The organism is Gemmatimonadales bacterium, from assembly GCA_019637315.1.
GTDB lineage: Bacteria > Gemmatimonadota > Gemmatimonadetes > Gemmatimonadales > GWC2-71-9 > SHZU01.
The window spans coordinates 158,557-177,009 of record JAHBVU010000005.1 but is presented as its reverse complement, the minus strand read 5'-3'; the positions used below and the strand labels follow the sequence as shown (position 1 = coordinate 177,009).

Here is an 18,453-nt window from a genome sequence, read left to right as displayed (position 1 = left end):
GAGAGGGGTTGACCGGTCTGCCCGACCCCACCCGCAGAGCGGAGCGACGGTCGGTGCACACGATGGAAGGAATCTGAGTCATCTTACCGCCGATCCGGAGAAGGCGGAACCCTGCGAGCCCCGGGCTCGCGACGCTTGATCTACTGAACACGCGCAGGCCATGGCGGAATGGGCTCATTCGGCAGGCTAGCCTCTACCTTTCTCTGTTCTGCGGTGAGTAAGTCGCTTTCCGGCGGATTGTGTCGCATCATCTGTGCAGACTCCCATCCGAGGTGACCATGAGTGAGGCAGATGACATCAGAACGGCCATCGAACGGAATGTGAAGGCCGTATCGCTTCGTCCTGGCATCGGCCAGGGTACCGCACGATCGGTCGCCACGCTTCGACCCGGGCTGGCCTGCCAGGTTGTCGACGGGTCGCATACGATTTCAGTCGCGATGACGGAGAAATACGGTGGCACGGGCGCGGCACCCAACCCGGGCGTCTTCGGTCGTGCCGCAGTCGCCTCCTGTCTCAGCATTGGGCTTTCGATGTGGGCCGCCCGCCTGGGCATCGTGCTGACACGGCTCGAGGTGACTGTCGAGGCCGGCTATGACGTCCGAGGTGAGCTCGGTGTCTCGGAGGAGGTCCGCCCAGGCTATCTGGCCATGCGTTATCACATTGCCGTCGAGAGCCCCTCGCCCGAAGCCGAGGTCCGGCGCTGGCTCGAGATCGGCACCAGAACCAGCTCCTGGCTCGACAACCTGGCCAATCCGGTGCCCCTCTCAGGTACGATAGAGATCCGCGGATCGGAGAAGGTCTGATGGACCCCCGACTGCAGCTCCGGGTTCAGCGCTACGGCTGGGATCGTGCCGCGGCCGATTACGAACGTGGCTGGGCCGCTCCGCTCCGCCCGGCCCAGGATCGTCTCCTGGCGCTGGCTGCGCTCGGCGCAGGCGAAAGGGTTCTCGACCTTGCCTGCGGCACCGGGCTGGTAACGCTTCGAGCTGCCCTGGCCGTCGGCCCATCGGGGTCTGTCACCGGCACCGACATTTCAGATGCGATGGTCGCCGCCGTCAGCGCCGAGGCAGCCCGGCAAGGTCTCGACTGGGTCAGCGCCCGGCGGGCCGACGCGGAAACCTATCCGTTCGACCCGGGCAGCTTCGACGCGGTCCTGTGCGGCTTCGGCCTGATGTACGCCCCCGACCCAATCGCGGCTCTGGCCGGTGGTTTTCAGGTGCTGCGCCCCGGAGGCCGCTTTGTCGCCGCGGTCTGGGGCGAGCGGCGGGGGTGTGGCTGGGCCGAGATCTTTCCCATCGTCGAGCGTCGAGTCAGCAGCGAGGTCTGTCCACTCTTCTTTCAACTCGGCACCGGCGATGCGCTGCAGGCCCGGATGGAGTCGGTAGGCTTTACGGTCCAAGCCGTCGAGCGCCTCGAAAGCACTCTCGAGTACGAGACTCCGGAAGCTGCGCTTGCGGCGGCGTTTCTCGGTGGGCCGGTTGCAATGGCATACTCCCGGTTCGACGACAGCACACGGGCCGCGGTGCACCGGGAGTACCTCGAATCCATCGCATCATTCCGCCATGCCGACGGCTATCGAATTCCCGGCGAGTTCCTGGTTGCGCGCGGAGACATCGCCGCCTGATCGGCGCGCCTGACGGCAATCGGTTGAGCCCCCCAGGGGCACCAGGTGGCCCGACTGGCATGCCGGTTCCCGGTGGCGCCTTCGATGAACGCATCGACCGCTTCCGGCGTGCGCATCGGACGCCCGTCGCACAATTCCATCGCCAGATCGACCAGTCGGACTTCGTCGGCCAGGTAGTGGAACGGATAGCGCGAATCCGAGCCAACCCCGCGAACGATCGGCCCCAGCGGCATCGCTGCCCCGACTCCTGTTTCGACCCGCTGCTCTGCCCGGGCAACTGTCGCACTGTCGGTGATCAACACATCCATGGTGTCACCGCTGGCTGCAAATGCGAAGGTGACGATTGCGCTGCCGGCAGGGGGCGCCGGAAACTCCGGCGCCGCTGTACAGCCAACCACCCCGGCGATCAGGGACACTGCTGCAAACACTCGCATCTCGACTCCTCATTCCAAGGGTCAGTAACGCGACCCGGTCAGTTTGACATCAGCATGGATCCAGGCGGCCCGGTACCGCTGCAGCACGTCGGCGGCATCATCGAGGCGGCCCTGCAGCTTGAGCGCCGCGGTCAATCCGTACAGCGCCCAGCCATTGTCGGGAAACCGCGCCAGGTCCTCCCGATAGACACGCTCGGCCGCATCCCCCCTGCCTTGCGCCAAATACGCCTTGCCCAGCGAGTGACGCATCGGGTAGTACCAGGTCGGCGGCTCGGTGTATGGCAACTGGTCCTCGAGCGCGACTGCTGCCCGAAACTCGCGGACCGCTTCCGCCAGCGCGCCTCGTCGCACTGCGATTTCACCCTGCAGCGCGTGCTCGGCGATCTCCAGGGCAATCCGGTTCTCACCTTCCGGATGGCTGGCGGCAATCCGGCTGACCGAGTCGAGCGCCGCGCGCGCTTCGGGCCAGCGGCGCTTCGCGGCAAAGGCGACGCCGCGGGCATAGTACGCCATGCCGGTCGTGAAGCGACGGTTGGGCGCAGGAAGCGGCTCTGCCAGAACCTCATCCCAGCGTCCGAAGGTGACCAGGGTCCAGTACGCAACCGGCGTAATCGCATCGATCCAGGGAATCGCAGCCGCAACCTCCGGGTCGACCCCGCGACTCGCGGCCCGGGCATGCTCGATGGCGAGCCGACTCGACCCCGTCATACTGGCGGCAAAGGCCAGGAAGTGATGGTTGTGCGGGTAATATCCGGAGGCGTAGATCCCGCCGCGGCGGCGCGCCGATGGTCCCTCGAGCAAGGTCTCGTCAGCATGCACCGCATGACGGTTGGCCTCGATCGCATCTGCGTACCTGCCGACGCGAATGTAGATGTGGGCCGGCATGTGGACCAGATGGCCTGCGCCGGGCATCAGGGCAGCCAGACGCTCGGCACACGGGAGCGCCCGATAGGGATCAGCCGCCTCAACGGCGTGGATGTAGAGATGGCAGGCTCCAGGGTGGGCCGCATTGCTTGCCATCACGTGCTCGAGCTGCTCCAGCAACACCGGGGTTGCCGGTCGGGGCAAACCGTCGCTGGTCCAATAGTTCCAGGGGCTCAGATTCATCAGGGCATCGGCGTAGAGCACCCGGGCTTCGAGGTCGTCCGGCGCGACGTCGACCACCCGTCGGAGCCGTTCCGCATAGGCGCTGTCATCGGCGGCGCGATCGGCCGGGTCGTTCGATACATAGCGGGCCGCCAGCGCACCAATCAACCGGCTCTCCGCCTCGGTCTGCTGGATCCGCTGCGCCCGCGCCACCGCGGCCCGGGCCGTGTCGAGATTCGCCGCTTCGAGCGGCGCATTGATATTTGGTCCCAGCGCGAGCGCGATGCCCCAGGGGCACATGGCACACGACGGATCGAGTCGCTCCGCTTCGCGGAACGACCGCGCCGCCTCGGCGTGGTTGAATGCCCACAGGAACCGCAGGCCCTGATCGAAGTAGCGCTGCGCCGAATCGGTCGCCCGTACCCGATAGCTGTGAATGCCCAGGTTCGTGTGCAGGGGCACGGCAGTGGTCGACCCGCTCCCTGGCCGACCGCGATTGGTCAAGTCCGGCGCTGCCTGCCCTGCGGCAGACCCTGCGATCAGAGTCAGCATTAGTGTCAGGGTCGTCGTACGCATAGGGGCTCCTCCTTCGAGTCGGAACAGATCGACGCGCAACCAACATGGCGCGGTCACGAGCTACTGGTATATTTGCGAAGGCATACCTGATTTCCCGACACGAGTTGCCGATGGCACCTTCCGGCCCGGTTACCCAGCTGCTCGCCCGCGTCAGCGACGGCGATGCCGCCGCGCTCGACCAACTTTTTCCGCTCGTCTACGCTCAGCTCCGGCTCGCCGCCGAGCACGCGCTCCGGGCGGAGCGGCCCGGCCATACGCTCGTGCCAACTGCGCTGGTCCACGAAGCATACCTCAAACTGATAGGCAGCGGATCCATCCCCGCGGCGGATCGCGGGCACTTCCTCGCCATTGCGGCGAGGGCCATGCGCCAGATCCTGGTCGACCACGCCCGGCGCAAGCGGGCTCGGAAACGGGGGGATGGGGCCACACCAGTCGACCTCGACGCGGCGCTGCCAGATCGCGCCATGCCTGCCGACGAGCTCGTCGCGCTCGACGACGCGCTCGACCGGCTGTCGGCAATCAGCGACAGAATGCGCAGTGTAGTTGAACTCAAGTTCTTTGCCGGGCTCGGCGAAGAGGAGATCGCCACGGCGCTCGGCGTCACGACCAGAACGGTGCAACGTGACTGGGCCAAGGCGCGGGCATGGCTCTATCGCGAGGTCTATGGTGACGCAGGTGCAGCCGCCAAGTAGGCCGACCGATCCGGAGTGGGATCTGGTCGATGCGCTGTTCGAACGCGCGCTCGATCAGCCCGAGGGCAGCCGACGTGACTGGATTCGCTCGGCACCCGCCGATCCGGACCTTCGCAACCAGGTACTCGCTCTGCTCGACGCTGCCGAACATCAGGGCATCCTCGATGCGCCGATTCCTGCCGCCATGATGACCCCCGACTCAGCCGCCGAGACGATGGAACGCCTCGCGACAACCCTGGGGGCGCGCTACCGCATCGAGCGCGTCTTGGGTGAAGGAGGAATGGCCACTGTCTACCTGGCGCAGGAAGCCAAGCACGACCGCCCGGTCGTGCTCAAGGTGTTGCGACCGGAGGTTGCCCGCTGGGTCGGCGCCGCCCGTTTTCTCGATGAGATCCGGATCGTTGCAAAGCTGTCCCACCCTCACATCATTCCGCTGATCGACTCCGGCGAAAGTGAGGGGCTGCTCTACTATGTCATGCCGTATCATGAGGGGGTGACCCTCCGGCAACGCCTCGATCAGGGGCCGCTCGCGGCCGGCGCCGCGACCACGGTGATTCGTGACATCGCCCTGGCGCTCGGCCATGCGCACCAGGCAGGATTCGTCCATCGCGACCTCAAGCCGGAGAATGTCCTGGTGGTCGATGGCCACGCGTTCCTGATGGATTTCGGTGTGGCGAAACTCACCAGGCGAGGTTCTCCGATGGACACGCTGGAAGGCATGGCGATCGGAACCCTGGCCTACATGGCGCCCGAGCAGGCCGTTGGGCATCAGGTCGACGCGCGGGCCGATGTCTACGCCTGGGGACTGGTGGCCCGCGAAACCTTGGGACCCACCGCCGACCGGTCGGTCATCGCCCCCCTGATTCGCGCTGCGCTTGCTCCCGACCCGGCCGGGCGGCCAGCCGATGGCACCGCTATCCTGACCATGCTGGACCGACTGACCCGTCATCGTCGCCGGCTGACCCGGGCCATTGCGGCCCTCGGCGTGACTGCGACGTTGACCGTGGGCAGCGCCCTGCTCTGGCAACTGCGCACTCCGGTGACGGTACTCGATCAGGACTCCGGTCCCGTCGCGGTCACCCCCCTGCGGAACGAGACCGGCGATTCGACGCTGGCCATCTGGGGGCGCCTGGCGGGAGACTGGCTGACCCAGGGACTGCAGGAAACCGGGCGGGCCTCCGTGATTCCGTGGCCGGTCGCGCTCGAAGCCGCTCGCGCGGAGTCGCTGCCTCAAGGCGGCAGTACCGTCACTGCCATCGCGGCGGCTACCGGCGCCCGCAGTGTCGTGACGGGATCGTACTACCTGATCGGTGAGCAGATCCGGTTTCAGGCCGAACTGACCGAGGTGCCCAGCGGAACGGTGGTCGCCACGGTGACGACGCGAGAAGTACCCCGCGACTCGATCGGCCTGGGCGTGGGCTTGCTCCGCGAGCGGTTGATGGGGCTGCTGGCCGTTCGCACGGACGATCGACTCGACCGACCGGGGGGAGCCACTGGCCGGCCGCCCACCTACCGCGCCTATCAGTTGTTCGAGCGTGGCATCGAGGCCCACAATCGCCAGGACTATCGACGGGCCTCGGCGGATCTGCTGGCGGCCTGGCAAGAGGACACCACCTTTCAGCAGGCGCTTGCGTACGCCGGGCGGGCGCTCTGGAACGCCGGCGAACCAGGCCGCGTCGATTCGCTGCTGCGATCAGTTCGATCCCGCGGCTTGACGCTCAATCCGTACGACGAGAATCAGATTCGTTACCTGGAGCACCGGCTCGCCGGCGACGGCATCGGCGCGCTGCGGGCCATCCGCGAAGCGGCCGCCCTGGCCCCCGGCGGTCGCGTCGAGTACAACGTGGCGCTGGCGGCAATCTCGGTCGGGCGCTCGGACGAGGCGCTCGAGGTGCTCCGGCGAGTCGACCCCGACGCCGGCGCCTTCCGCGGCTGGGCTCCCTACTGGTTCGTGCTCGGCCATGCCTTGCACCTCCAGGGTCGCTATCAGGACGAAGTCGAGGCCGGCCGAGAACTTCGTCGACGCCACCCCGACAGCCGGGCAGGCTGGGTCCACCTGACCCGGGCACTCGCGTCGCTCGGCGACACGGTCGCGCTCGACTCCCTGGTCGCCGATGCCAGCGCGTTGCCACCCGACACCTACTGGTCGCAAGGCGCCATGCTGGTCACTGCTGCCGAAGAACTCGAGGCGCACGGCTTCGCTAGCCGGGCACCGAGGTACTATGCTGCGGCTGAACGATGGCTGGCCAACCAGCTCGCCAGGACTCCGGACCATCGAGCTCACCGGTTCTGGCTGGGCTCCGCTCGCTACGATCAGGGAGCCTGGCAGGATGCACAGCCGTACTTTGAATCGTTGGCGAATGACTATCCTGATGAGCTCCAGTTCAGAGGGTTGGCCAGCCTGATCGCCGCCAGGCTGGGCGACTCGGCCGGCGCAACCCGCTGGCTCGGCGAACCACCTCCGTATGGCCGGGGCGGATTCCTGGTGTACCAGGCCAGACACGCCGCCATCGCTGGCGACCGGGAGCGGGCCGTAGCGCTCTGGAGCGAGGCTGTCGGCAGCAGTCTCAGCGGCATTGCCTGGATTCACGCCTCCTCACGGCAGGACCTGCGTCCGCTCGACGACGACCCCCGCCTGCACCGCCTGGGTTTGCTCCCCTTACGCTGACGCGGCTGACCGGCACCGCTATCTTCGACGGCATGGATCGAGTGCTCGCGAACACGGCGGCAGCCCTCCGCGAGGGAATCGTCCGCGGATTCCTGGCCAATGCCGATGCAATCGACTGGGCCAGGGGCGAAGTAGGCGATGACCCCGAGGACACGTCTATTCTGCTCTCTGAGCTGGCACTCGCCGCCAATCAGCCGCCCTCCCGTATCCTCAACATCCTCGGCCAACTGGCCTGGGGTGCCGATCTCGCTGCCGCGGGTCGGATTGCCGTTTCATACCTGCATGACCGCCTCGACGCCGGAGCCGTGGACCTCGACCTCGCTATCGAGGCGATCCACCATTTGGCCAGGGACGGGTTTGCACCCGACCCATGGTTCGAGCGCGGCGCCCGGCGATTTCACGACGACAAACTGCCTTCAGCGAGCAGCCCAGTCGACCCAATGAGCGCGCTGGTCGGCTTTCTGGTAGGGTATCGTCACGACGCGCCGGGTGCCGCCATCGAGCCCCAGCCAGCCGCGCACGATCAGTTCGTGATTGCCCTCGACCCTTCTGCTCCCGAGCTGACCGAGGCGGAGGTCTCGGTTGCCTGGCAATCCTGGTCCGGACGCGCCAGAATCCGAACATCGGCAGCAGAGTTGACCAGCTTTGCGAATGCGCTGCGAGATTTTGCCGGCCACCGAACCAACCGGATCTCGTTTGCACCAAGCCCGGGCGTCGACGGCGACCAGCTCACCGCCACCGTCGTCGAGTATGGTCGAGCCCGCCGAGCGGCGATTCTGATCGAGGTAACTGCCACCGATCAGCCGGCAGAGCTGCATCAGAACGGCAACCAGCTGCGCGCCGCCGTGCCGACCGAGCATGCCCTGTTGGGTGACTTTGCCGCGGACCTTGGCGAACTGATCTCGACGGGCGGTGGCGTGGCGCGACTTCGACTGTCCGCGCGCTGGCCTCACGACAGCTGACTCAGAGCAACGCCCCGAAAGACACGGCGGGCCGGCGGACGCGAAACGTCCGCCGGCCCGCACCGTTTCAGGACGATGCTAGACCGCTTCGGAGAGCGACGTGAAGTTGAAGTCACGCACGCGCATCGGCGGAACCACCACGCTGCTGCCAGGACTGCCGCTTTCACTCGACGAGACCCGTACCGGCGCGCCCATCGCCTCGATGTTGTTGAGCATGAAAATCGGCGACTCGTTGAACCGCAGGTTGCGCACCGCGCGAGTGATCTTGCCGTTTTCGATCAGGAAGGTCCCATCGCGCGTCAGACCGGTGTACAGGATGGTCCGCGGATCGACCGGACGGATGTACCAGAACCGGGTGACCAGCAGGCCCCGCTGGCATCCTGCGATCATCGACTCGAGTGTCTCACTCCCGCCCGACATCTTGAGCACGCCGCTGAAGCCGAAGCCGCCGCCGGAAACACCGGTCGGCTGCTTGCCCTGCTTCTCGGCCCAGTAGCGATCGTAGTTGAGATTCCGCACGACGCCGTTCTCGACCCAGACGACCCGATCGGTCGGCAGGCCATCGCCGGTAAAGGGACTGCCCGGGGTCTGCGGATCGAAGGGATCACTCACGAGCGAAACCCGCTCGTCGACGATCTTGCTGCCGATCTTGTTGCCGCCGCCCTGCTTGGTAAAGAAACTGCGGCCCTCATCAGCGTTGCGCGCACTGGTGGCGCCGAGGATGAGCTGCACGAGATTGCCGACGGCGGTCGGTTCGAGGATGACGGTGTAGCGACCCGGCTCGACGGCCGAGGCGGGCGTGGAGCGGCGGGCCTTGTCGACCGCACGCGCACCGAGCGCAGCGGGATCGATCTGACCCCAGTCGCTCGAGGTACTGCCAGCCCAGCCGGAGCCGGTCCCTTCCTCGTTGCGCACCGTCGTGGTCAAGGCCACGCTGGTATCGCGCGTATACGCGAACAATCCCTTTGAGTTGGCAATGGCCTGCGCCGTTGCCCGAGTCTCGAGATACCCGGTGCCAACGAGGCCTGCCGCCTTCGACTGGTCCGTAATCAGTCGCACGCCGGCAGCGCGACCGGCCGGATCGAGGGCGGCCGTTCGGTCGCTCCAGCCGAGGCCGTCGCGATACTGCTGCGGGCCGAGTTCGGGCATTAGCTCCGCATCATCGGGCGAGAGGCGAGCCAGGCGTTCGGACGATTCGACCACGGCCTTGAGGCCGGCATCGTCGACCCGATTGGTGGTCGACGACCCCACCTTTTTGCCGACCACACTGCGAACCACGATCGTCGTGTCGACATTGTCGCCGGCGGTAGAGACCTGGTTGACGGCAAAACGGGTGTTGCCCCTGACGCCGTTGACGATCGAAACTCGGGTTTCCGTAGCTTTGGCGAATGCCAGCACACGCTTGGCCAACGCTTCCGCCTCGGCGCGCGACATGACCCGCGCCTGATCCTGCGATGCGCGGCTCATGCCTGCCTCCCGGTATTGATGACGTTGATGCCACGATGACGGGTCGGCACGCAGCCGTGACTCACGGCGTTGGATTGCGATGGCTGGCCCTTGCCATCGTTGAACGCCCCGCCGAGCTCGTAGCTCTTGGGCCCGCCGAGCATGTCGAGATTGGCCCAGAAGTCCGGGGTCCGCATCTGATAAGCCACATCCTTCAGCATGCCGACAATTTTGCCACCGCGGATCTCATAGAACAGCTGCCCGCCGAACTGCGCGTTGAAACGCTGCTGATCGATCGAGAACGAACCGTCGCCGATGATGGCGATGCCGCGATCGGTTGCCGAGATGAGATCATTCCACCCGATGTCTTTGTCCCCGGGCAGGAGCGAGATATTCGGCATTCGCTGAAACTGGACGTCGGCCCACGACTGGGCGTAGGAGCAGCCATGCGAACGAGTCGGCTTGCCGGCCTTCTTGTAGTACGAATCGAGCCAGAGCGCCTGCTCGCGCGTGGTCTGATAGTCGACGAAGATCCCTTCCCTGACGACGTCGAACTCGTCCGGCTTTACTCCATCGTCGTCCCAGCCACAGGCCGCCAGCGATCCCGGCTGCGAGCGATCGCCGCGCACATTCATCAGCGGCGAGCCGAACTTGAGCGTACCAAGGACCTTCTCGGGCGGAAAGACAAAGCTGGTACCGGCATAGTTTGCTTCGTAACCCATGGCCCGGTCGAGCTCGGTCGGATGTGCAATCGACTCGTGAATGGTGAGCCAGAGATGGTTGGGATGGAGCACCAGGTCGTACCGGCCCACTTCGACCGGCTTGGCGGAGAGTTTCTGAACTGCCTCGTCGGCCCAGCGGACGACATTCTCTTCGAGCTTGTTCTCGGTCACATGCTCGTAGCCGCGACCCATCGGCGCAATGTCATTGCTCTGCCGCGACTGGAAATCCGTGAAGTCCTTCGACACGGCCGTCACGGTCACGGTCGGCTGCGACCGGATGATCGTCTGCGAAACGAGCGTTCCCTCGGTGTTGGCATAGCTCTTCTCGTCTTTGAGAAAGAACATGCTCGAGTTGACGAAGCGCGCCTGCGGGTTCTTGAGCGCAATGGCGTTGACCGCGAGCAGCAGCTCGACCTTGTCCTCGATCGAGACGGTGAAGGGATCTACCTTCGCATCGCTCCGCCAGGTTCCCCGCTGGTTGCCAGGGGCGGGCGCCAGCACGACAGGACGCTGTCCCGGCGTGCGATTGGCCTTGGCCTGCGCCACCGCCTGTCGCGCCACCCGCGCGACCGAATCCGGTTCCAGGTTGCTGGTGGCCGCGAAGCCCCAGGCTCCCTCGACCAGCACCCGAACGCCGATCCCGAACGTTTCGTTATCGGAAAGGCCGGCGACGCGTCGCTCCCGCGTGAAGATGCTCTGGGTGCGGTTGAGGCTGATCCGGGCATCGGCATACTGCGCACCAGCCGACTTCGCCGCGTCGAGGGCCCGCAGCAACAGGTCGTTGAGTGCGGCATCGCCCGGCGACGGCGCGATCAGCCTGCCCGACAGCTCGGCCGCTTCGGCTCGCCCGGTGATCCCGAGCGCCAGGCCAGCGGCAGCCGCGGCAGAAGTGGTTCGGAGAAACTCCCGGCGACTCGGGGACACGGCAACCTCGTCGAAGAAGGGATTGACTCGAGCGCAGGAGGCGTGCGCCCGACGGACCGATCTGTGGCAGGCCCATCTTAGCAAGATACGCGAATCCGGCCGGGATCGGCAGCTAAACACGGCCACCCTTCTATCCGTATAGAGCAGGAGGAGACGGTCCACGGTGTATACTTCGATCCCTTGACCAACACCATGCCAGCAACCCCGCCGTCCGCCGCTGGACGAGAGTCACTGATCGCCTCTGTCGGTCGCCTCCGGGCAGCCGTTGGACGGCGCATTGTCGGTCAGGACGAGGTGGTCGATCACCTCCTGCTCGCTATCCTGGCTGGGGGACACGCCCTCCTGGTGGGGGTGCCCGGACTGGCCAAAACCCTGATCGTCCGATCCGTCGCCGAAGCCATGCGGCTCGAGTTCCGACGGATCCAGTTCACCCCCGACCTGGTCCCGAGCGACATCACCGGCACCGAGATCATGGAGGAGGATTCGGCAACCGGAGTGCGCGGCTTTCGATTCGTCCGGGGACCGATCTTTGCCAACATCATCCTGGCTGACGAGATCAATCGAACCCCGCCGCGCACCCAGGCAGCGTTGCTCGAAGCGATGCAGGAGCATCGCGTCACGGCCAACGGTGAGTCGATGCGGCTGCCTGAGCCGTTTTTCGTTCTGGCAACCCAGAACCCGATCGAGCAGGAGGGCACCTACCCGCTGCCAGAAGCTCAGCTCGATCGTTTTCTCTTCGATATCCGGATCGGCTACCCCTCGGAGGACGACGAGGTCGCCATCCTGCGCAGTACGACCGGCGCCCCCTTGCCCCCGATCGAGCCTGTTCTGGGTGCCGCCGATGTGTTGGCCCTGCAGGGACTGGTCCGGGATATCCCCGCCGCTGACCCTGCCCTGCGCTATGCCGCCGCGCTGGTTCGTGCCACGCGACCCGACCAGGATCAGGCACCGGCAGCGATCAGGCGGTTCGTCCGCTGGGGTGCTGGTCCGCGCGCAGGCCAGGCACTGGTTCTCGGCGCCAAGGCACGCGCGCTGCTCGATGGACGCTTGGCCGTTACTCCGGAGGACATCCGCCGGGTGGCCCTTCCGGTGCTGCGACATCGGGTCCTGCCCAACTTTGCCGCGGATGCCGAGGGCATCTCGGCCGAGCGGCTGATCGCCGAGGTGGTCGAGACGGTGACCCCGCCGGCGAGCGGTATCCGCGCCTAGCAGACGGCACCGTGCGGATACCGCCGGATGCGCCCGCCGACACTCCATTCCCAATGGGCAGCAGCAGCACGCCATTCGGCCACCGCCATGGTCCACTCCTCGACGCACTGCGCGGCGTCCGGTGGCCGAGCCGGGCCCGATCGCGGTCGCCGAACGTCGGCCAGCATGCGTCACGTCGCCGTGGCACCAGCATCGAACTGACCGAGTACCGCGCCTACCGGCAAGGTGACGACCCGCGCCGGCTGGACTGGAAGCTCCTGGCGCGCACCGATCGCGCCTACCTGCGCATCACGGACGAACGCACGGTCCTTCCGACGCTGATTGCCGTCGACGCCTCCGCGTCGATGGCGTTTCCTGAACCAGGCCATGCCAAGTGGTGTCAGGCCTGCGCCATTGCGGTCGGCCTGGCGAGCCTGGCTCACGCTGCCGGCGACCCCGTCGGCCTGGTGGTCGGCGGACCGACGCCTTCGCAGCTGCCATTTCAGACCCGTCGCACCCTGCTGCCAGGCCTGATTCGCACCCTCGATGCCGTCTCACCAGCAGGCACGACGGAGCTGGGACGACTGCTGTCCGGGTTCCGCAACACCGGGCGGCTGGTCGTGATCTCCGACCTGCTGGGCGACACCACGGCACTGCTTCAGGTCGCAAGCCTGTGGCGCAGGCAAGCGGTAGAGCTAGTCGTAGCGCATATCGTGGCTGCCGAGGAACTGGATCCACCGGAGGCTCCGCGGGTCACCGACCCGGAGGATCCGTCGACGGTCCGCACCCTCGATGCGCCGGGTCGCTCGGCCTATCAGACGGCCTTTGCCGCATGGCGCGCTGAGACCGCCCGAAGCTGGCAAGAACTCGGCGCGCGCTACCTCCTCATCGACACGATCGAGCCGCCGGCGCACGCCGTTCGGCGGATCGTCGCCACATGAGCTTCGCTGCACCGTGGTGGCTCCTGGCGGGAGCCGTCGGCGCCCTGATCATCAGTGCGCTCCATCTGCTGACCCGCCGCGATCCGGCGCCCCGCCCCCTGCCAACCGCACGGTTCATCCCGGAAACGCCGAACCGGCTGGTAAGCCGGAGTGTCGCCCTCAGCGACCGTGCGATCCTCGCGCTCAGGCTGCTTGCACTGATCGCGGCAACCCTGGCGTTTGCAGAACCCAGCCTCGAGGGGTCGAGGCATGCCCTGACCCAGGTCATCCTGATCGATACTTCACGCGCTGCTGACAGCGTCGGGGTCGACGCCGCGGTACGTACCGTGGCGCGCAGCCACGACCGCTCGATCCGCTTCAGTTCCCTCTCGGCTGGTCTGATTGCCGGAATTCGCGAAGCACGGTCTCTCCGCAGTTCGACCGATAGCGTCAGCCTGGTGATCGTGTCGCCGCTGGCACGCGAATCGTTCGACGCAGCTACCGAGGCGGTCCGGTCCACCTGGCCCGCAGGCATCACCTGGGTGGGGATCGAGACCATTCCGGCACCGCCCAGTCCACACGCCCTTGCGGTGCGGGCCGACACCGACGACCCGATCCGCAGCACGCTCGCGCTGAGCGGCTGGTCGACCAGCGAGACCGCACCGATCAGACTGGTCCGCACAGAGACTCTTACCCGAGCCGACTCCACCTGGACTGCTGAGCAATCGCCTGCGCCGCATCTGCTGATCCACTGGCCGGCACTGCCGGCACCCGACGGCGATACGGCAGGCGCGGTGGCGACAGATCGCACGGTACTGACCGCAGCGTTCCGGCGCAGCGGGTCCCGCGTCGACGGCACGGCCAGAGCCTGGTGGGCGGACGGAATGGTGGCCGCCGCGGACCGACCGCACGGCAGCGGTTGCATTCGACGAGTCGAGATTCCGGTCGACCCCGCCGGCGACCTCGCGCTGCGCCAGGCGACCCGGGACCTGATACGCGATCTCCTGGTGCCCTGCGGCGGACGGCGCGACGCCGAGCCTGTCGACTCGGCGATCGTCAGCTGGATTCGGGGCGGGGCGACCGTATCACTGCCGACAGCGCACCTTCCCGCATTGCCCTCAGAGGGCCGCCCATCGCCGTGGCTGCTGGGCCTGGCAATGTTTGCCCTCGTTGCGGAACACCTGCTGCGGCGGCGGTCTTCATGACGACGCTCACCCGTCTCTATCGATCGCAGCGAGCCCTGATCGTGGGCAGCGTTGCAGCGGCCGTCGTCTGGGGCGCGGCGGCGGCAGTATCGACCTGGCACGCGCTGGGTTCACGACCTTGGGCGGCAGTCGTAGCGACCGTTGCGATTGCAATTGCACTGTGGTGGCGGCGCGCGGTCTTCGAAGCCGATCGCGTCGCGCTCTGGCTCGAGGAGCGCCACCCCGAGCTCCAGTACACGCTGATCACCGCAGTCGACACCGCCGCGGGCGGCCACCGTCCGGAGCTCGAGCGACAAACCGAGTCGGTCGGGTTCGAGCGAACTGCGTACCGAGCTGCGGCGCGGCTGATCGTCCTGCCTGTCCTGGTTGCAGGGGCCGTTGTCGTCGGGTTGATCGCTGCACGGCAACTCACGGACGCCGGGCCCAACGGCCTGCTAACCCAGGACAAGACAGAGCCTGCGACGGATGCGCCCATTCGGCTGGCCGTTACCGTCACTCCGCCCCCGCACACCCGCCTGGGGGTCGAGCGGCTTTCGGACCCGATTCGGGTGGCCGGCGTTAGCGGCAGTCGGCTTGCCATCGAGGGATCACTCCCAGCTGACCAACTCAGCGTACAGACCGAGAGCGGGGCACTGACGGTAACAACGCGAGCGTCCGGCTGGCGTGCCGACCTGACGATGCCGGAAGCACCGACGGTCGTTCGGGTGCGACGCGGCGCAAAGGAGCGGCTCATCCTCCTCGAGCCGCGAGGCGACTCTCTGCCTGTCGTTCGCCTCGACCTCCCGGAACGCGACACCATGCTCGATCGTGCCACCGGGTCACTGCCACTTGCCGCCTCCTTCCACGACGATTTCGGGCTGGCCGACACATGGTGGGAGCTGACTGTCAGTCGGGGGGGCGGGGAGAACTTCGAGTTCCGAACCGTGACCCTCGATCGCGCGCCGGCGGGCAACAGGAGATCGGCTACCCGATCACTTGCCCTGCGGATCGACTCGCTGGCGCTGGCACCCGGCGACATCGTCCTGCTCCGCGCGGTCGCGCGCGACGCGAACCCGAGTGCTGGACTGAGGATTGCGGGGTCAGATCCGCGGGTGATCCGGCTTGCGGCCGAGCGGCAGGACGATTCGCTCGAGATCGAGGCTTTGCCCCCGGCAGAGCCGCTGGCCAATCTGCTGAGCCAGCGAATGCTGATACTGCTGACCGAAGCGCTCAGTACCAGGCTCCCCCGATTGACTCGATCGACGGTCGTGACCGAGTCGGCCCGGATTGCGCGCGACCAGACCCGGTTGCGTCGCCAGGTCGGCGACCTCGTCTTTGCGCGTCTCGAAGACCTGGGCGAGAGCGGCGAGCACTCGCACGACGATGGCCACGACCACAGCGCGATGACGCCCGAGGAGTTGCTCCGCGCCGCGGAGGCTGCCAACCGGCACGCGAGCGGAGAGGCCCTCGACTTTGCCACGGGGGAGTCTCCAGTCATCGCCGTCAATCGTCCCCTGCTCGAGGCGTATCACGCCATGTGGGCGGCCAGCCGGGAACTCAACCTGGGCCAGCCCCGAGCCGCGCTACCGCATATGTACGCAGCGCTCGATGCGATTCAGCGTGCTCGGCTGGCGGATCGGATCTATCTGCGCGGCCGGACTCGGCCGGTGGTCGTCGACGTGGCGAAGGTCCGCCTGACAGGGAAACGGGACGGCATCGCGCCCAGCACCCGTACGCCCCAGGCTCCGCTCGACCCGGCCATGAGGCGTATCGTCGAACGATTCGATCGGGCGCTCGACCTGCTCGGTCGAAGCCGAGATGCTGCCGTCGACTCCCTGCTCCTCCTTCGCGCGGACTTGCTGGCCGAGCACCCCCGCCTCGCGGGTCCGCTGGCTCAGGCAATCGACACACTGCGGACCAATCATGACCCGACCGCGGCACTGGCCCGGGCCCGGCGCGCCATTGGCCAGCCGACCACCTCGCGATCGGGGCTCCGCGCCTGGAGCAGCGCGCCATGACGCCTTTCACCTTTGCCACCGTTCAGTACGAATCGGGTGACTGGGACTCAGCGCCCTTGGTCGGCCCCAACGTGATCGATGCTGTTGCCCGGTACACCAGCATCGAGGTCAATCCGGGCGCGGTGACCGTTCCGCTCGCCAGCCGCGACCTGCTTCGCTATCCCCTCACCTTCATGACGGGACACCTGCCGGTACGGTTCACCGCGGCCGAACGGGCCATGTTGCGTGTCTATCTCGATCGAGGCGGCCTCCTGTTCGTCGACGACCACAACCACGATATCGACGGCCAGTTCCACAAAACGGCCACCGAGGAACTTGCCCTGGTAACCGGGCGACCCCTCCGTCAGCTGCCTAACGATCATGCCCTCTACTCGGCCTTCTTTACCTTTCCTGACGGCCCCCCGACGACGAGCCACGAGCTGAACGGCTGGGGCGACAACCTGATTCACGAGCATTTGCTCGCTTCGCTCGACGGCGACCGGATCCGGATCCTGTACAGCAACAAGGACTACAGCTCGGAATGGAGCTATCACCCGGACAACAAGCGCTTTCTCTCCGTCGACAACACCCGATTCGGCGTCAACCTGGTGGTCTATGCCCTCACCCGTTGATCGACGAGTCGCGCTCGAGCGCGCCCTGCGCGCGGTGGCCTACGCTGCGCTGGCCGGGGCCCTGATCCTGAGCATCCGAGCCGCGTCACGCCAGCCAACCGCCGAGCGTCGAGTGAACGCCGGCGATCTCCCGGCCCTGCTCGCTCGGCACGACATCGGACCCGGCCCGATCGTCCTGGTGAGCGACACGGCTCTGGATCCGACCGGTCGAGGTTGGTTGGCAGCAACCGGTGCGCGGGTCCGCTGGGGCAGCTCCCGTCTGACCCCCACGGCCATCAGCATCGAACCGCTGGGCGACCCTGCCGGCGGCTATCGCGTTGCCGTTGCCGCGCCCACCGGCAGCATGGTACGTCTCGCCGACAGCCTCGGACCGGTCGACAGCGCGGTCAGTTCGGGCGGCGGAGTCAGCTTCGACATCGATGCTCCGGCAGGCGCCCTGATCGGTTCGGTCGGCGCGCAGCAGGCGAGCCGCCGACCGGAAACGCCGCCAACCCTGCGTCGTGTCGTCGTGTTTGGTCGAGCATCATGGGAAACCAGGTTCGTGATTGCTGCCCTCGAGGAGCGCGGCTGGGCACTCGATGCCCGCATTGCCATTGGCCCCGAGGACGAGACCCGGCAGGGAGCACCGGGGCAGCTCGACACCGCGAGAGTTGCCGCGGTCGTCGCACTCGACGAGGCGGCCGCCCGCCATGCCCCGCAGATCAGTCGGTTCGTACGTGAAGGCGGTGGGCTGATTCTGGGCGTCGAGGCCGCGGGCATTCCGGCCCTGGCACACCTCCGGGTTGGGACCTCGGGACAGAAGCGCGCTTCGAGTGCGCTCGAGATCGATCAGGCAGAGCCTCGTCGGGCCTTGCACCTCTCCCCGATAACCCGCCTCGCAGCAACCGCAACGACGCTCGAACGCCGAGGCCCGCTCGTTGCTTTGGCTGCGCAGAGAGTTGGCCTCGGACAAGTGGTGCAGGTTGGCTATCACGACACCTGGCGATGGCGCATGACCGGTCCGGACGGTTCGGTCGAAGCCCATCGCGGCTGGTGGTCTGGCCTGGTTCGCACCGTCGCCTACCGCCCTGATGAGGAGACCTTTGCCGGCCGTTCGCTGCGGCACGACGCGCCCCTGGCGCGGATGACCGCCACATTCGGTCCTCCCGAGCCCGATCCGGCCGGGCGTGCGCCGGCTCTTCCCACCCCGCCCAGGCAGCTCGACTGGCTCCTCGGCGTCGTCGCGGTTGCGGCACTGCTCACGGAATGGGCCTCGCGGCGCCTCCGGGGAGCCCGCTGACTCTCGGCCACCCACGCAGGAGCCGATTCGTCAGCGCAAGCGTGTCCATCCGACACGCACCGTTCACAATCGTGTTCGGAAGTCCTGCTGCGACATCGGTTTAGGTATACCCCAGCAGC

At 67.0% G+C, this 18,453-nt stretch carries 15 protein-coding genes; 11 read left to right on the top strand and 4 right to left on the bottom strand.

Going from position 1 to position 18,453, the window contains the following annotated elements:
- Positions 1-278: 278 nt before the first annotated feature.
- Both KF785_06755 and KF785_06750 read left to right on the top strand, forming a co-directional pair.
- Complete coding sequence (locus KF785_06755) at positions 279-803, top strand: OsmC family protein (GenBank protein ID MBX3146456.1); 525 nt, start codon at positions 279-281, stop codon at positions 801-803.
- Positions 803-1,624 carry a class I SAM-dependent methyltransferase gene (locus tag KF785_06750; GenBank protein ID MBX3146455.1) on the top strand — a complete coding sequence of 274 codons (822 nt, stop codon included), beginning with the start codon at positions 803-805 and terminating at the stop codon, positions 1,622-1,624. The genes KF785_06755 and KF785_06750 overlap by 1 nt, the downstream gene beginning before the upstream one ends.
- Here the strand turns inward: KF785_06750 and KF785_06745 are convergent.
- Together KF785_06745 and KF785_06740 are read right to left on the bottom strand one after the other, a co-directional pair.
- Positions 1,573-2,058, bottom strand: a complete 486-nt coding sequence (locus tag KF785_06745; protein MBX3146454.1) for a hypothetical protein — start codon at positions 2,056-2,058, stop codon at positions 1,573-1,575. The genes KF785_06750 and KF785_06745 overlap by 52 nt on opposite strands.
- Positions 2,059-2,079: 21 nt before the next feature.
- Positions 2,080-3,720, bottom strand: a complete 1,641-nt coding sequence (locus KF785_06740; protein MBX3146453.1) for a tetratricopeptide repeat protein — start codon at positions 3,718-3,720, stop codon at positions 2,080-2,082.
- 104 nt (positions 3,721-3,824) lie between these two features.
- On the opposite strand from KF785_06740, the gene KF785_06735 reads away from it, so the two are divergent.
- From KF785_06735 to KF785_06725, 3 genes are read left to right on the top strand one after another with little or no spacing between them, the layout of a single operon-like run.
- Positions 3,825-4,412 (top strand): sigma-70 family RNA polymerase sigma factor, encoded by a 588-nt coding sequence (locus tag KF785_06735; protein MBX3146452.1) that lies wholly within the window; start codon positions 3,825-3,827, stop codon positions 4,410-4,412.
- Positions 4,396-7,080 carry a protein kinase gene (locus KF785_06730; GenBank protein ID MBX3146451.1) on the top strand — a complete coding sequence of 895 codons (2,685 nt, stop codon included), beginning with the start codon at positions 4,396-4,398 and terminating at the stop codon, positions 7,078-7,080. Before KF785_06735 ends, KF785_06730 begins: the two co-directional genes overlap by 17 nt.
- A 32-nt stretch (positions 7,081-7,112) precedes the next feature.
- Positions 7,113-8,042, top strand: coding sequence for a hypothetical protein (locus tag KF785_06725; protein ID MBX3146450.1), 930 nt, complete (start codon positions 7,113-7,115; stop codon positions 8,040-8,042).
- A 78-nt stretch (positions 8,043-8,120) separates the two neighbouring features.
- Here the strand turns inward: KF785_06725 and KF785_06720 are convergent, their stop codons facing one another.
- Positions 8,121-9,509, bottom strand: a complete 1,389-nt coding sequence (locus tag KF785_06720) for a TldD/PmbA family protein (protein ID MBX3146449.1) — start codon at positions 9,507-9,509, stop codon at positions 8,121-8,123.
- Positions 9,506-11,134, bottom strand: a complete 1,629-nt coding sequence (locus tag KF785_06715; GenBank protein MBX3146448.1) for a TldD/PmbA family protein — start codon at positions 11,132-11,134, stop codon at positions 9,506-9,508. Before KF785_06715 ends, KF785_06720 begins: the two co-directional genes overlap by 4 nt.
- 192 nt (positions 11,135-11,326) lie before the next feature.
- Here KF785_06715 and KF785_06710 point away from each other — a divergent pair, with 192 nt between their 5' ends.
- From KF785_06710 to KF785_06685, 6 genes are read left to right on the top strand one after another with little or no spacing between them, the layout of a single operon-like run.
- Complete coding sequence (locus KF785_06710) at positions 11,327-12,343, top strand: MoxR family ATPase (protein MBX3146447.1); 1,017 nt, start codon at positions 11,327-11,329, stop codon at positions 12,341-12,343.
- 11 nt (positions 12,344-12,354) lie between these two features.
- Entirely contained in the window at positions 12,355-13,263 is a 909-nt protein-coding gene (locus KF785_06705; GenBank protein MBX3146446.1) for a DUF58 domain-containing protein, read from the top strand.
- Entirely contained in the window at positions 13,260-14,447 is a 1,188-nt protein-coding gene (locus tag KF785_06700) for a BatA domain-containing protein (GenBank protein MBX3146445.1), read from the top strand. Before KF785_06705 ends, KF785_06700 begins: the two co-directional genes overlap by 4 nt.
- Positions 14,444-16,444: a hypothetical protein gene (locus tag KF785_06695; GenBank protein MBX3146444.1), complete on the top strand. Its 2,001-nt coding sequence runs from the start codon at positions 14,444-14,446 to the stop codon at positions 16,442-16,444. The genes KF785_06700 and KF785_06695 overlap by 4 nt, the downstream gene beginning before the upstream one ends.
- On the top strand, positions 16,441-17,055 hold the full coding sequence (locus KF785_06690; protein MBX3146443.1) for a DUF4159 domain-containing protein: 615 nt from the start codon (positions 16,441-16,443) through the stop codon (positions 17,053-17,055). Before KF785_06695 ends, KF785_06690 begins: the two co-directional genes overlap by 4 nt.
- Entirely contained in the window at positions 17,039-18,334 is a 1,296-nt protein-coding gene (locus KF785_06685; GenBank protein ID MBX3146442.1) for a hypothetical protein, read from the top strand. The genes KF785_06690 and KF785_06685 overlap by 17 nt, the downstream gene beginning before the upstream one ends.
- Positions 18,335-18,453: the final 119 nt, after the last annotated feature.

Bases quoted from the DNA above. Each gene is read 5' to 3' on its own strand.
- KF785_06755 (MBX3146456.1), top strand. From the start codon at position 279: ATGAGTGAGGCAGATGACATCAGAACGGCCATCGAACGGAATGTGAAG.
- KF785_06750 (MBX3146455.1), top strand. From the start codon at position 803: ATGGACCCCCGACTGCAGCTCCGGGTTCAGCGCTACGGCTGGGATCGT.
- KF785_06745 (MBX3146454.1), bottom strand. From the start codon at position 2,058: ATGCGAGTGTTTGCAGCAGTGTCCCTGATCGCCGGGGTGGTTGGCTGT.
- KF785_06740 (MBX3146453.1), bottom strand. From the start codon at position 3,720: ATGCGTACGACGACCCTGACACTAATGCTGACTCTGATCGCAGGGTCT.
- KF785_06725 (MBX3146450.1), top strand. From the start codon at position 7,113: ATGGATCGAGTGCTCGCGAACACGGCGGCAGCCCTCCGCGAGGGAATC.
- KF785_06720 (MBX3146449.1), bottom strand. From the start codon at position 9,509: ATGAGCCGCGCATCGCAGGATCAGGCGCGGGTCATGTCGCGCGCCGAG.
- KF785_06710 (MBX3146447.1), top strand. From the start codon at position 11,327: ATGCCAGCAACCCCGCCGTCCGCCGCTGGACGAGAGTCACTGATCGCC.
- KF785_06700 (MBX3146445.1), top strand. From the start codon at position 13,260: ATGAGCTTCGCTGCACCGTGGTGGCTCCTGGCGGGAGCCGTCGGCGCC.
- KF785_06695 (MBX3146444.1), top strand. From the start codon at position 14,444: ATGACGACGCTCACCCGTCTCTATCGATCGCAGCGAGCCCTGATCGTG.
- KF785_06690 (MBX3146443.1), top strand. From the start codon at position 16,441: ATGACGCCTTTCACCTTTGCCACCGTTCAGTACGAATCGGGTGACTGG.
- KF785_06685 (MBX3146442.1), top strand. From the start codon at position 17,039: ATGCCCTCACCCGTTGATCGACGAGTCGCGCTCGAGCGCGCCCTGCGC.